Source organism: Schlesneria paludicola DSM 18645 (genome assembly GCF_000255655.1).
Taxonomy (GTDB): Bacteria; Planctomycetota; Planctomycetia; order Planctomycetales; family Planctomycetaceae; genus Schlesneria; species Schlesneria paludicola.
On record NZ_JH636434.1, the window covers coordinates 1,891,059 to 1,905,718 of the forward strand.

Consider the following 14,660-nt stretch of genomic DNA (forward strand, 5'->3'; position numbering starts at 1 on the left):
CTCTAACGCAATGAGAATGTTTTGGAAAACGATGAAAACGCGGCCCCCGTCGACGTCAGACTCACATTCACTTCGCTGGGAAGCGGCCCGTTCGGTAGAGCTGGCAGAGCCTGGTCGCGGACTGATGCATTTGTTCGATCCGATGCTGGTCCAATCGTGATCTTTGACACATCCAGGCAAACGAGATCGGAATAGCTGTTGTCAATATTCAACGATTCGACATGAGACTCACGACGAAACAGATGCGTTCGATCACCAGTCGCAACGATGAAGTATTCGACGAGACATGGACAATGAATGGGCATTCGGGTTGAGAGATCTCGCCCAGCGAATCCTGCCAATTCGATTCCTGCCTCGGTTGTGCGAATCGATCTTGAGTTCTGTAAATCCCATCGCAATACTTCGTCCAGACGCTGTTGCCATGGATCGGGAATTCCATGTGCACGTAGGGCAACCGACTGTGCCTTTGAGACAGACGTCAATAATCCAAGAACGGCCGCCATCAGCAACGTCGAGAGCACGGTCGCAGCAAGCAACTCGACAAGCGTCAGGCCCAATCGATGGCACCGCGCAGGCATCTTCCTCCTTATGCGATCGGCCAGCCGCCCAGTTTGCAGTGTGGGAGACTTGTTCAAGAAGGGGGCAAGGGCTGACATCATTGGGTTTCACCGTTTGACATCGGCATGAGAAGCTCTACAGCAGCGACGACTCGACCTTCGGAAAGACCGTTCGGTGCCAGTATTTCGAGACGTGAGGTTTGTGCCCCGATCGCCATCAGGTCTTGTACCTCCGTGGTGGCAACCATCCGCCAACTCCATCCTTGCGGATCAAATAGTGCTCCCTGTTGGCCGAGCAAGGGAAGTCGAGACGCTGCCATCCACTCCGACAGCAACTCATCGGCAATTCGGATTGCCTTCATCCGTTCCTTCGCGTTTCGAACTTGCAACGAGTGCGTTCGAAACGACGTCAGAATGGCCACGAGAACAGTCGCCAACAATGCGATTCCCACGACGACCTCAACCAGCGTCATTCCCCGCTTTGACGGCCTTAATAAGTCGCATGACTTCAAACTCGCTCTCCTGTCGTTCAACCTGGCCAGTGGCTCCGACAAAAATCAGCCAGAGTGGTTGCTTGGGATTGCCGTGCCCAACGATTTCGATTGCGAATGTCTGACTGCGTCCCTCGGCAGAATAGTCAACCGTGACCTTTCCACTCGATGAATCCCTCGATTGAGACACAAATCGACGGACAGCCACACTCTCTCCGAGTGAAAGTTCTTTTCGATCGGCCTGACTCCTTCCATAAGCACGCTGGAGCTTACATGTTCCCAATTCGAGTTGCAGAGCAACGGGTTCGTCGTGGGTCTTCGCGTAGACCCGAGCGGATGCGTCGAGACTGATTGCCTGGCCAACAGCCCACTCGAATCGCGCCCGACGTGTCAGGCCGGAAAATCGAATTGTCACAGTTGCCGCAATGAGCCCGACAATGGTGATGACCACCATGATTTCGATGAGCGTAAAACCGACACGGCCGGTGTGACTCACCGGATATCGGGATTGCAACCTCGTCATTCACATCTTCGCTTTAGGGAGTGGGTTTGATTTGGTCGCTGAGATCATCGCTCGAAATGTCGGTGTCTGCGCCTGTTCCTCCTTCTCGATGATCCGCTCCGTACGACACAACTTCGTAGGCCCCCTTTCTGCCTGGCGACTGGTATTCGTAGGCATTTCCCCACGGGTCGACGGGAACCTTGCTGAGCAGTCCGTCCGCAAAAGCTGTCGACTTTTCCGTGAGCGCAGCAATCCCTTTTTCGTTGGTGGGATATCGATCAAACTGCGCGTAAAACGTTTCAAGTGCCTGACAGATCTTGGCAATTTCCATCTTTGCCACATTCTGTCGACTTCGAATCAGATAGCTTCTCACACTGATCGTGACAACACCGGCCAAGAGGCCGATGATCACAATCACAACCATGAGTTCAACAACCGTAAAGGCGCGTCGTTGCGCCTTCAGCGATCCTATGAAAGGCATTAACGTGTAAATCGGCCTTCGCGCCGGTCGCATCATAGACTCCGTTCGAAAATACTCCAACTGCGATCCTCGGTGCGCATCTTACCGGTTTCTAACAGTTCGAGAAGGTGGATTCGAGATTGAACAACTCACATCAGAGAACATTTCCCGCTTCAAGGATCGGCAGGATTGTTGCAAAAAGTATGAACCCCACAACAACTGCCAATACCACGATCAATATCGGCTCGAGTGCCGCTGTCAGGCGCGAGGTCGCGCTGGCAACCTGGGCTTCGTAGCCGCTCGCCAGGCGATTGAGCATCCGCTCCAACTCCCCTGTCTGCTGGCCCACTGTGAAGATCTGGATGACGAGTGGTGGAAAAATTCCGGTTGCAGTCAGGGCGACTCCGATGTCCCCCCCTGACTGAACCCGCAACCGAATGGCGTCTAAGGCATCCTTAAGAAGCACGTTTTTGGCCGTCCGCGAAGCTGTTTCAATTGCATCAACGAAGACAATTCCATTCTCCATCAAAGTGGAGATAATAATCGCCGCGCGCGCGATTTCCTGTTTCTTGGCCAGCGGTCCCAATATTGGCAGCGAAAAGAAAAGTCGATGCCAAATTCGCTTTCCTCTTGGCGTGTTGATGAATACGACGCCCCCGAAGACGATCGCTGCGGCAAGCGCACCTAGCCACCAGCCATGGACCGTCAATGTTTCGCTTAACATTTTTAAGACTCGAGTAGGCCAGGGGAGTGGTCGCCCCGAAGCAACGAGATTCTCGAGCAACATCGGTAGTACGACGGTCATGAGAAAGATCGAAACACTGAATGCCAGCAGGACAATGATGGCCGGATAAATCAACGCGGTCGTCACGCGATCCTTAAACTGCAGATACCGCTCGCGGAAATCCGCCAAACGGTCCAGCACTGTATCTAAAGTTCCTGCGTTCTCTCCGACCCTCACCATCTGGACAGTCAACTCATCAAACACCTCAGGATCGAGTTGCATTGCCTCAGAGAGATTGCTTCCTCCTGCCACCCGCTCCCGTAGCGTCTGAAGCGCCAACCGAAATCGACCAGTGTACTGCAAGCAGATGGTATCGAGGGCATCAACTAGGCCGATGCCGGTACTCAGAAGGGTCGCGAGATCGCGGATCGCGGACGCAACCTGCCCTGCACTTCGAGCTCGGGGGCGGAGGAGCTTAATGACACTCCGTGATGATCGCATCCGCTGTTCGTGAATTGAAAGGATTGTGAGGCCGCGCAGTCGAAGTTGCACGCGCGCATCTCGTCCAGACTCAGCCACAACGGTCCCTGAACGATCGGTGGATTTCGCATCCAAGGCTTGGTAGTAAAAACTTGGCATGAAACTCCTGATATCAATCGAACGCATCGAGTGTTGCTTCAATGGCAGCCATACAGTCGGTGCATGCAAACTGTACCCACCAATCACTAGGGCAGCATTCTGCAGTGGCCCGTTGAGTTGCCATTTTCAACACGTGTTCTGTATGCCGGCTTTTAGATCATTCGACCAGCAATGGCCAACTCAAATTCGCAAACAAGTCGCGGGATGCGTGCCCAAATGATCACCACCTCTCCAGCCGCTGGCGTTAAGAATGTGCTGAGAAATTCACTACTTCAACGCTCATCTCATGAAATGAAACACTCGAACTGCGGCAATCTGCAAAATGCGCATTACAGAATTGACAGGCATGTTTTTTTTACTACGATCTCGAGGGTCGCACAACATCGTTGTCGACGCAATCGCAGAATATGCTTCTACTCACTAATCGTATCGATGTGAGTGTGGCATCCTTTTTCGATTGCAGTTAATCGTCTCTTAACTGCTCACCAATCAAGCTGTTGGTATTCAAGTTAGTGTAACTTGCCTGCGCATTTTCGCGCGCACTTGCGTGTGATTCTTTTTGCAGCACACGCAACCACGGAGGGGTCTCTATGCGCAGTCGTGTCCTTGCGCTATCGCATTGTGTCATGATGTCTTTGTGTGTTTCGCTTAGCTTATCAGCCATTGCAGATGCGCAATTAAAGCTTCCCGTTGGTTGGCAAGAGTCTTCGCCAATAGATTTTGCATTGGCAATTCGCTCACTCCGCGAGCAAGATGCGATCAATTTGCTATCCGTCGATGAGAATGAAGCCGCAGTGCAACGAGGAAAATCGCTGTTCTTGGCGACCGACCTTTCCGGTGCGACAATCTCGTACCAGACGCTCGAGATGCTTCATTGGCTGACGAGATTTCGCCTTTCGCCAGAAGAGGTTGCAAGGACTCGTTCGACAATTTTGGCTCGGAACGATGATTGGACGGGCCAGCCGTTTGAGGAAGTGTGGGCCAAGTGCTGGATGCTGTATCGACTGAAGGTCGATGCGCCGCCACGGATTGCAGAGTTAAGACGCTGGGTTTCTGCGGGGGGAAAGCCCGACCAGATCCCACCTATGGAGTTGCAGCACGATATGGTGCGGCAATGCTTTGAGGAATTGCACCTGATCAATGGACCATTCTCGGTGGAATGGAATGGCTTCGTCACGGCAAGTCAGTCTGGCGCACATGTGTTTTCAATCAGCCCCATCAACGTAAACTCTAGCAATCCAGATCAGCCGATCAAATTCGCGATGACAATTTCCGTTGGCGGGCAAAAAAAACTTGATTCCTCGCCAACCGAAGAGTCGTCCAGTGGTGTGGCTGGGGGCGGAGCGTGGACAAGCTCCTCATCTCCTGTGCAGTTAGTAGCGGGGCGTCCAGTCGCGTTTCGAGTGACCGCGACTGCAAATGTCGCCGAGGTGCCAGACTCCATCCTTCATGCAATCGTCTCATGGAGCCGAGACGGAGGGCCACAAGTCGTTCTCCCTTCTTCATCACTGACTCTACCCACGACTGGAGAGCCGGGGCTTGCGGCGACCTATTCATGGCAGGCGGATGGGCAGCCCAGGGTTTTGAAACGAGTCGACGCCAACATCGACTTTGCCTGGGTCCACTCGCCGATCAAGCTGGCGGTGAACACGGCGACAGCGAGCAAGCTTTCAGATGTGATGTGGGCCACACTGACATCCCCCGCCTATCTCCAGTCATTGCTGGATTCGCAATTCAAGATGCACCCATTCTTTAAGGAGCCTGACGATACATCTTGTGGACTGTCCACGGAGCGCCGAAAGGCATTTCACGAGCTCTTGCTGCAGACTCCGCAGTTGCTCGATACGGTCAGCGTCAAGCTTGCGGTCGATTTCTACCAAGCACACCGAGCTGGGGCACCCGAAACGGCACTTGATGTTTTCGGTGTCTGGGCACAACGACATGCGGATTTGATGTGCAAGTTTGGAGATGGTTCCGAATTTGACGCGGATACCCGGTCTCAGCTCGCCGGAATGGCGATGCTGACGACATTGCAGTTGCCACATCACGCAGCGCGATTGCAAAACGAATACTTACAATTGCCCGACGGGCGCTGCTCTTTACCTGTCGCGTATGCACTCGCCTCCTCCTACTTGGGTCGGCAGAAGCTTGAAGAATGGACTGCATTCCTCGATACGCGATTGTCGGATTCGAGTTTGGTAGGTGACACGCGTGTCAATTGGCTGATTGCCCGTGCCTATGCTGAAGAGATCCGATACATGCCGCAGAATCTCGACTTGAGTTGGAACACCTATCGGAGTACTCGAGCTCTCGACGGACAGGTCTATTTGGAGCAAGCGCTCAAGGCCGCGAAATCACCGGCGACGATTTCTCGAGCCACATTGGAAATTGCGGCCCGGCTCGTTTGGGGCGGACAGACTCAGGCCGCTCAAGATTTGCTAACCAAGACGTCAAAATCGCTACCTGTCGAGGAGCAGGCGAAGCTATCAGTAGCAATCGCACAAGTGATCCGACTGACGAATTTGCGATCAGAATCGGCTCTGAATCAGAGTTTGGAAGCCCAAAAAGCCTATCTCAGCGTGCTCAAGCAGAGACGCGATCTGGCGGCAGCCAAAGGTGATACAGCGACAGCTCAGCGTTATGAAGAGTTGATCAGTAAGGCGAGCCAAAGCTCCCGCTGATTCGAAACGATGGCGTTATCAAGCCATTTTCCTCTGGGCAGCAATACATAAGCCGATCGTTCCCTAGCGTTAGAAATTGATTGGCCACCATTGAGGTCGTCGCGACTTGGCGATCTTCAGGACGCTTCATTCGCGGCCCCTCCGGGGCGCATTGAGATGCCCTCTCTCTTGGAAAGAATCGAGACAATAATGCGAGCCTTTATTTCTCACATTCGCGGTATGCGAATCGCTCATCCAATTCATCAAATCCTCCATGTCAACCTCGTACTATGGATGATCCCAGCACTGATTCTGCCAGTAGAACTCTTGTTGGTTCCGTCAGTCTCTTATGCCACAGTACCGGGGCCGAACCCTTCTTCAAACCCTCCACCTGGCGGCAGGTGCCAGTCAGGTGGAAACTCTAATCAGGATCCTGTCGGGGACTCCAGCGGTTCTGATGACTCAAATTCGTCTGAGTCTGACTGTGACCCCCTCCCTTCAGGCGATGAAGTCACTGGGGAACCGGACGACACCCCTGGAGGTGACACACCAGAGGGGGAGGAGCTCGATCAGTGCTCGGACCCAATTACGGCACCGTACACGACAAGCGACCCGATCTTTTTGCGTTTTGGATCTGCGATCGAAAAGGCCACCGATCTGCATCTGTCGGCTGCGGGGATGAATTGGGCGTTGATGCGAAGCTACTCGAGCAACGTCGAGGGCTTCACGTGCTTGGGAAACCGATGGCTTTCCACCGCAAATGACCTACGGTTGAATATTCATCCTGCGCCATCAGGCGGATCGATGGTCTCTTTAATCGTCAACGCGACTTCCCAACGCAGTTGGGATACCGCGGCTCCCCAACTGCCGGATAGTACGCTCAGGCTCACCGCGGCGGGCTCCAGCTATGTCATCACAGACAAGCTAAAAAACGTGAGATACGTGTTCGACTCGACTGGGAAAATCCTCGAGCAGTCGACACTTCAACTGACCGATCGCGGATTGGCCGCGACAACTTATACTTACAATTCCAACGGAACGCTTCAGCAAATCACAACTTCGGCAGGACAGGACTATTCTGTCGAGTTTACCTACCACGTGAGTAATCCCTCGCTGCTGGTACGCGTTCAGGTAAAAGACGCACTCACTGCAGGCAATCTGTTACAGCAGGTCGACTACACGTACTACCATGATGTCGTCGGTCGTTCGACCGACCTCGGGACCACTAACGATCTGGTGCAGGTCAAGGTTGCCAGGAAAGCGACGTCGGATCCAGCGGGGACACTGTCAATTATTCGATACACACAGTATCGCTACAGCCCCGGTAGCTTGCTGAAGGCCGTATTCGAACATGCCGACATTCAACGAATGATGACGGCGCTATCGCTCAGCACTCCCGAAAGCGTGATGACGCTTTCGGATCTCTCCGGAACACCGAAAGTCAATACATTTGCGAATCGAAGTTTCACATACTACACCGCCAACGTATCGACCTCCTCGATCAATACTCCGTTTGCAACTGGCGAAGATCTCAACGCGACCTACGGCGGTGGTGAATATAGCGAATACAACTACGTTGCAAGTGAAACCATTCGTGGTTGCGGATCATGCAATTCCACAGGGTCCCTCAAGAAACAATATTTCTATACCTCGCGAGTCAGTCAGGGGGCTGCGAACGGTGTCAATCATATCGTCATCGAAGACACACAAGATTCGAGTGGCGTCGCCAAGTATCGTACAATTTACGGGCTTGAGTTCACGGGACGATTGCTGCGAAAAGTGTTCATTGAAAATCCCGTCAGCTCACCAAAATACTGGTGCGAATCTTGGACGATGACTGATAGTACGACACGTTCCACCTACTTGACGGGTTCACATCGATACCCAAGTGCGCACACTGTCGTTACGACGGCGTCCAACTTGAGAACGTTTTTGCATCCATACGATGGCACGAGTTGGGCGAATGACACGAGTACACTCAATTCGACGTCAGGACTGATTCGAACGCATTCGTTCAATACGAATGGGCAGAGAACGGATTCTTTCGTGCAGAATGGATCGGCGGGCACTCCATACTATGTTGCCGCGTATGATTTTGGAGACACGACGAATCCCAATCTCATCACGGCTCGTTATGACTACCCGACTCAGACAACCTCGCGATCTGCCGGCAAGCAACGGTCCTATAGCTATACGTTCTATGACACTGCACATCAGCAACTCAAGACGAGGACGACAACCTGGCCCACGATTTCGGCGTCGCAGAATGGCTCTGGCGTTGCGACAACAACGAGGGAGTATTTCGACAACCTGGGGCGACTTCGATGGACTCAGGATGGTGAAGGTTACATTGACTACTACAGCTACAACCCGAAGACCGGACGATTGGCATACTCCGCGACCGATGTGGATCCAGCGTCTCCGGGAAGCGACATCACCAGCGGATCGACGGGAAATTGGGATGCGGTCACGTTCGGCGGTGCAAATACGAACGCTCCAAGTCGAAGTGGTTCGCTACCGAGCCCATTGGCGTTGGCCAATAAACGGTACTACGACGCGCAAGGTCGCTCGACACAAGTCATTGATGCCAGTGGGGCGTTTCATTTCGTAGCCTATTCCAACACCCAAACGGTTCAATTCCCGTATTGGAATAGCTCGACCAATAAGAGTGAACTTCCGATCCGAGTGACCCAGTTCAATAGCAGCGGTCTGGTGACAGACAAGGTTCGCTTGCGGATTCCTTTTTCGACAATTTCCACGTCATCTGGGGTTCCAATTAGTTTTTCGACAGTCCCTTCGCAAAGCGACTATGTCTCTTGGACGCGAACGTCATATGACCCAGTGGGGCGGCTTTCGTCTGTCGATCGCTATGCGACGATCCCCTCTTCAGGTAGCGGGACATTGGGTTCCGATTATTACCGGAGCATCGTCCAATACGACTCTCTCGGACGGTTGCAGTACGGTATTGATGTGATCAAAGGATCGGCTTCAGGGAATCGGGTGGAGCAGGTTACGCAACTGGTTTACGACACATTAGATCGTGTCACACAAGTGAATACCGGTGTCAGCGGTGATTCCGCTGCCAATAGCCATGACATGACGGACAACTATGACGTCTATCCAACGTTGCGAACCAGAAGCCAGGTTGTCTACGACGGAGGCGGGGTCGGTGATGGGCACGTCACCAAAGGGCGGGAGTTCTTCGGTACGGGAAGTACCGATTACACCGGTACGAATTATTTCAGGACGTATCGAGGCGATCTGCGGGGTATTGAGCCGTTCTATGTCAGCAGTTCTACTGAAACACCGATCGGCCCTTATTCGGTCAAAGATGTCGATTGGCTAGGACGGACGACCACGGCCTCAATTTTTAATACTGCGCCGACATGGTCTACTGTGTTGACGGGTGACGGATACAGCGCGTACGCCTCCTCGACAGCGACGAATAGAAGAACCCAAGTCGACACGCTCTACGATGATCTTGGTCGCGTTTACCAGGCGAAGAAGTTCAAAATCGCAGCGACGACAGGAGCTGGCACCAACTACCTGTCTCGCAAAAATTACTTCGACCGAAATGATCAGCTCGTCGCGACTGGCATCGAGTACGCCAAGGGAACCGAAATCGCCTACGATGGTGCTGGGCGTGCGTATCAGCAACGAACCGTTGTTGCTCTAAAATCAACGCCATACACATCAGCTGCGTTCAACTACAACGCGCCAGCCCCCAAGCCATCCTTGAACTCAATGAGTGGCGGGGACTCAGGCGTCCTAACGCTTTATCACCAAAGCCTTGATGCCAATGGAAACGCATCGGAAGTCAATAGTTTAGAGGACAACCACGACGATCTGGCAGGTTCGTCTAAGGGGATCAACCTCACGAACAACAATGACTACGTTCGTCAGACGGAGTTTCGGTGGTTCGATACGGTTGGAAGGTTCACAACGTCGGCAGATTTTGGGTCTGGGGACGCGACATCTGGGGCGGGACAATGGAAATATGCTTCGAAACCAAGCCGACCTTCGACGGAGCCGACAGCTTCAAGCAATACTTCGCTCATCTCGCGGAGATCATACAACGCTGATTCGGGCATACCTGAAACCACCGTCGATCCTGCCGGGGTTACGACTAAGCGTTTTGTCGATCGCTTGGGCCGCGCAACGTATGTCGCTTCCAATTTCAATGACTTCAATGCGTCGACAGAGTCAGGTACTGGAGATCCAACTGATTCTTCCAAGGATCAGGTCACAAAATGGATTTACGATGGTCCAAAGCGCCTCAAGCAGTTAGTTGCTATGGATCCCAACGCGGATGGAAATCTGTCGGATAATCAGGTCACAACCTACTTGTATGAAGACGCGGTCAGTGCTGATCGAACGACGAATTCCATCTATCCAGACTCCACTGATACGACGTCGTCCGGCAGCGATCAAGTCAAATTGGCCTACAACGTCGATGGAAGTCTTAATCAGCGAACGGACCAGCGCGGTGCCGTAATTGGATATTCGTACGCGAGTACTCGTCTGCTTTCGATGCAGTCCGTTTCGACTTTGGGCTCGGGAGTCGACGGGAGTGTTCGCTCCATTGGCCACACATACGATAGCTTGCGTCGTATTCAGAAACTCACAAGCTACGCGAGCACTGCGGGGACTGGCTCCATCGTCAACGAGGTTCAGTTCGTCCCCGATGAAATGGATCAGATCGCGGTGACGTACCAGTCGCACAGCGGCGCCGTCAATACATCCACAACCCCCAAAGTGCAGTACGTCAACAACAATAACACGGCAGGTTCTGTCTTCAATAAGCAATATCGTCGTCAATGGATCACCTATCCCAACGGGCGGATTATCTATCACGACTTTGGCCCTGCGGGGAATCCCTACGACGTTCTAAATCAGGTTCGAACGATTCATGAGACGAACACTCTCGGAACGACTTTCGTTCAGTATGAGTACAACGGTGCAGGCTCGACGCTTGCCGGCGTGACGTTATCGGAGCCTTCTCTAAAGCTCGATTACTTCCAAGGTACGGTTGGTACGTACAAAGGGCGTGATCGCTTCGGTCGTGTGGTCGATCACTATTGGAAGGGTTCAGGATCAACTCCCGATGCTGATCGATTCCGTTACGGCTACGACTACGCGAGCAATCGAGTTTACAAGGACATCGATTCCTCGATTTACGCCACAAACACGAAAGACGAGGCCTACACGTATGACGGTCTCCACCGCCTGAGCACAACGAAAGTGGGAACGCTTTCAGGTTCGACAATCTCTGGCACGCCGGCTACAGAAGAAGCATTTACACTGGATGCACTGGGGAATTGGCCAAATTATTTGACCAAAGCGTCAGGCACGGCAACCCTCAATCAGACTCGGACAGCGAACTCCGCAAATGAAATTGCATCAATCTCTGAATCCGTCGGGGCGACCTGGGCAACTCCCGCCTACGACGCCGCGGGAAATATGACCACGATTCCCAAGCCATCTGCTCCCGCAGCGGGCTACACTGCGACATATGATGCTTGGAATCGACTTGTCAAATTGGTGGATACGTCAACCAGCCAAACCGTTCAGCAGAACCAGTACGATGGACGCAATTTCCGTGTGGTCACGCTGAGCTACTCCAGCGGCACCTTATCTGAGACACGACACGCATACTACACTGACGATTGGAGGTGCGTGGAAGAGCGAGTCGGCAGCGCAACGACGGCAGATAGGCAGTTTGTGTGGGGGGATCGGCACATTGACGATCTCATTGTCCGTGATCGAGGAGTCGAAAGACTGTATTCGCTTCACGACGCGAACCGGAATGTAACTGCGATTGTAGACGGGGCGGGAGTTACTCAGGAGCGATATGCTTACTCTAGCTACGGCGTGCCGATCTCCCTGGGCCCTAGCTTCGGATTACGGCCATCAAGCTCCTTCAATTGGGAAACACAGCTGGCAGGATATCGATACGATATCTCCACAGGCCTCAATCAAGTCCGCAACCGTTACTATAATTCGCCTCTTGGGGTCTGGTGCGAGCGAGATTCATTTGAATTTGCGGCCGGAATGAATCTTACGGCCTACTGCGCGAATGATCCTATTGGATTAGTTGATCCTTACGGAGAAAATCCAGAAGCGGACACGATAGCTCTCGGCCTTCCCCGGCACGTTCGCACAAACGGCCAGATAGGTAGTGCTGGCAATAAACTGTCAACTGTGGAGGAGGGGCTTCCTGAAGCCGTTGCATGGAAACGAGTTGGCGTCGAAGTACATGCCATTCAACCGGTTCCTGCGGCAGCTGCAAGAGGCACTTTTGGCTGGTGGGGTCGGCAGAAAATTGCTCCTAAGGTCTGCAGTGGTGTGCGAAGAATCAAAGGAAATTTGCCGATAAATAGTGAATATGCAGGGAAAAAATATTTCGACAATCTCAGCAAAGCGTTAAAAAAGAAGTATCCCAAAGGCGTCGATTTTACTTCGGGAGGTTTTCCAAATTTTACGCCATATTCGAAGAAAGATGTTCGAATAAAGTATAGTGGGACGCGAAATGGTGACTATAGGGCAGCAAACGAAGCGGCGGGATTCAAAAGGACGCCAGAGGGGTGGACGTGGCATCATCACGAGGATGTTGACGAATATGGATATGGTATGATGCAACTTGTGCCAACGGATTTACACGGTGCTGTGAAACACAATGGTGGCGTGTCGGTATTTACCGAGAAGTTTGGACAAAGAGGTTACAAGTAGAAGTTGACTCATGTGAGAGAATAGGAATGTCAGTTAAAATCAATGACAGTAAGCCACAGCTGTCCAAAAAAAAGCTTTCTGCAGTTGAAAAGCGGTTGAAAATCGACTTGCCTGAAGACTATCGCCAATTCATGCTTACCCACAATGGTGGGTGGCCTGAGCCTAGTGAGTTCAAATACGGGGACGGACCATACACGGATTCGTGTGTAGATTGGTTCCTATCAATTTATGATGGGGAATACTCTAATTTTGAAGAGTATTTCGAGCAATTCAAGGGTGATGAACCACGTATGCCTACAGAGCTTGTGCCTATTGCACTTGATCCCGGTGGTAACTTAGTGTGCATTTCGACGCATGGCCCTAATCGAGGAAAAGTGTTTTTTTGGGATCACGAAGAAGAAGCATCTGATGGACAAGTTCCTGATTACCGAAATGTGTATACTGTCGCAAATTCTTTTACCGAGTTTCTTTCGATGTTAACCACTCTGTGAATAGATAGGTGGAAGAATCAATAATGCAGTATTAGTGGTGAATGGCACTGTCTGGGCGCAATACATCCTAGTTCGACTGTCCCAGGTCGGTCTTGTTTTTGGAAGGTGAATGATACCAAGATATTGCTGATAAACCGTTGTGGCTGAGTCACTCGGGGAGGGAATGTCATGGAAGAACGATTTCGGCTGTGCCGCATCGAGCTTGAAGCGGAGTGCCAGATTTCCGCGAACCTCTTTTCGCGGACGTTTGATCGGCTTGACGCTTTTCTTGTTCCGTATTTGGTGAGCTTCCGGCGGCGTGAACAGCGAGGTCATGCTCTGCAGGCGATTCAAGGTCTGTGTTCTGGTCTGGAGCGCAAGAACAATGAGTCCATGGCCTACCTTTTTGGGTTGGATCGGAAAGTGATTCAACATTTTGTTGGCGAAGTCCGTTGGGACGACGCGGCCCTGCGGAAGACACTGGCGGAACAGATCGGCGAGCAGTTGGGAGAAGTGGAGGGTGTCATCGTGTTTGATCCCTCCGCGTTCCCCAAGAAAGGCGCTCAATCGGTGGGTGTCGCCAGGTAGTGGTGCGGCCGCTTGGGAAAGACCGACAATTGCCAGGTCGGTGTGTACATGGCCTATGTGACAAGCAAGGGACATGCCCTTGTTAATGGCGAATTTTTCCTCCCCAAGGAATGGACCAAAGACCGCTGGTGCCTCAAATCGGCGCGAGTTCCCAAGGCGCGCTGGTGTCACCAGACGCGACACGAACTGTGCCTCGCAATGCTCGATCGACACCGGGCACGGCTGCCTCACCAGTGGATCACCGGCGATGATGAAATGGGTAGGTCTAGCGATTTTCGTAGGGCTTTACGTGAGCGTGGTGAACAGTATCTGCTGGCTGTTCCCAGCAACACGCTGATCCGCGATCTCGAGTCGGCTGATCCGACTTACTGCGGCAACGGACGACCGCCGAAGCCGCCACACTGGAGAGCGGACCGCTGGCAGCGAAAACAATCGAAAGAAAAGTGGATTCGAATCGATGTCGGTGATGGGGAAAAAGGGCCGACCATCGTTGAGGCAATCTCGCATTGCGCCGCTTCCAGCAAACGAGGCCGCGAGAACGAAGCGGATGAAACGCTGATCGTGATTCGTTCCGAAGATCGCGACAGCAAGGTGACCAAGACCGACTACTACTTGAGTAATGCATCCCGCGAAACCTCGCTTCATGAATTCTGTCGCGTCGCCAGAGCAGAGCACCGAATCGAAGAGTGTTTCGAGCGAGCAAAAGGGCAGGCGGGACTTGCGGACTATGAGGAAAACAAAGGGGTCAGGGTGCGCCAGCAGAAGCCGGAGGAGCGTAGCGAATGCGAGTTTCGTACAAGGTAAGATCTAGCCAATCGCCTTGGCCTCGAGTGATGCGTT

Annotated in this window: 8 protein-coding genes and 1 pseudogene; 4 read left to right on the forward strand and 5 right to left on the reverse strand. The window is 52.6% G+C overall.

Features of this window, described 5'->3' with window-relative positions; all coding sequences use genetic code 11:
- Positions 1–2: 2 nt before the first annotated feature.
- From OSO_RS0109315 to OSO_RS0109335, 5 genes are all read right to left on the reverse strand, one after another.
- A complete protein-coding gene (locus tag OSO_RS0109315) occupies positions 3–578 on the reverse strand; it encodes a hypothetical protein (protein WP_010583130.1) in 576 nt (191 codons plus the stop codon).
- A gap of 77 nt (positions 579–655) precedes the next feature.
- Positions 656–1,030, reverse strand: a complete 375-nt coding sequence (locus tag OSO_RS0109320; RefSeq protein WP_010583131.1) for a type IV pilus modification PilV family protein — start codon at positions 1,028–1,030, stop codon at positions 656–658.
- Positions 1,017–1,571 carry a pilus assembly FimT family protein gene (locus OSO_RS0109325; protein ID WP_010583132.1) on the reverse strand — a complete coding sequence of 185 codons (555 nt, stop codon included), beginning with the start codon at positions 1,569–1,571 and terminating at the stop codon, positions 1,017–1,019. The genes OSO_RS0109320 and OSO_RS0109325 overlap by 14 nt, the downstream gene beginning before the upstream one ends.
- A 13-nt stretch (positions 1,572–1,584) precedes the next feature.
- A complete protein-coding gene (gspG, locus tag OSO_RS0109330; RefSeq protein ID WP_040592140.1) occupies positions 1,585–2,031 on the reverse strand; it encodes a type II secretion system major pseudopilin GspG in 447 nt (148 codons plus the stop codon).
- Between the two features lie 133 nt (positions 2,032–2,164).
- Positions 2,165–3,373 (reverse strand): type II secretion system F family protein, encoded by a 1,209-nt coding sequence (locus OSO_RS0109335; protein WP_029246821.1) that lies wholly within the window; start codon positions 3,371–3,373, stop codon positions 2,165–2,167.
- Positions 3,374–4,098: 725 nt separating this feature from the next.
- Here OSO_RS0109335 and OSO_RS0109340 point away from each other — a divergent pair.
- The 4 genes and pseudogenes from OSO_RS0109340 (at position 4,099) to OSO_RS51895 (ending at position 14,624) form a co-directional block, all read left to right on the forward strand.
- Positions 4,099–6,054 (forward strand): PA14 domain-containing protein, encoded by a 1,956-nt coding sequence (locus OSO_RS0109340; RefSeq protein WP_029246822.1) that lies wholly within the window; start codon positions 4,099–4,101, stop codon positions 6,052–6,054.
- 672 nt (positions 6,055–6,726) lie between these two features.
- On the forward strand, positions 6,727–12,762 hold the full coding sequence (locus tag OSO_RS0109345) for an HNH endonuclease (RefSeq protein ID WP_157605111.1): 6,036 nt from the start codon (positions 6,727–6,729) through the stop codon (positions 12,760–12,762).
- A gap of 26 nt (positions 12,763–12,788) precedes the next feature.
- A complete protein-coding gene (locus OSO_RS0109350) occupies positions 12,789–13,253 on the forward strand; it encodes an SMI1/KNR4 family protein (protein ID WP_010583137.1) in 465 nt (154 codons plus the stop codon).
- 168 nt (positions 13,254–13,421) lie between these two features.
- Positions 13,422–14,624: pseudogene (locus tag OSO_RS51895) on the forward strand (IS701 family transposase).
- Positions 14,625–14,660 lie beyond the last annotated feature (36 nt).

Excerpts from the sequence above, each read along its gene's own strand:
- OSO_RS0109315 (WP_010583130.1), bottom strand. The coding sequence starts at position 578 with ATGCCTGCGCGGTGCCATCGATTGGGCCTGACGCTTGTCGAGTTGCTT.
- OSO_RS0109320 (WP_010583131.1), bottom strand. The coding sequence starts at position 1,030 with ATGACGCTGGTTGAGGTCGTCGTGGGAATCGCATTGTTGGCGACTGTT.
- OSO_RS0109325 (WP_010583132.1), bottom strand. The coding sequence starts at position 1,571 with ATGACGAGGTTGCAATCCCGATATCCGGTGAGTCACACCGGCCGTGTC.
- gspG (WP_040592140.1), bottom strand. The coding sequence starts at position 2,031 with ATGCCTTTCATAGGATCGCTGAAGGCGCAACGACGCGCCTTTACGGTT.
- OSO_RS0109335 (WP_029246821.1), bottom strand. The coding sequence starts at position 3,373 with ATGCCAAGTTTTTACTACCAAGCCTTGGATGCGAAATCCACCGATCGT.
- OSO_RS0109345 (WP_157605111.1), top strand. The coding sequence starts at position 6,727 with ATGCGAAGCTACTCGAGCAACGTCGAGGGCTTCACGTGCTTGGGAAAC.
- OSO_RS0109350 (WP_010583137.1), top strand. The coding sequence starts at position 12,789 with ATGTCAGTTAAAATCAATGACAGTAAGCCACAGCTGTCCAAAAAAAAG.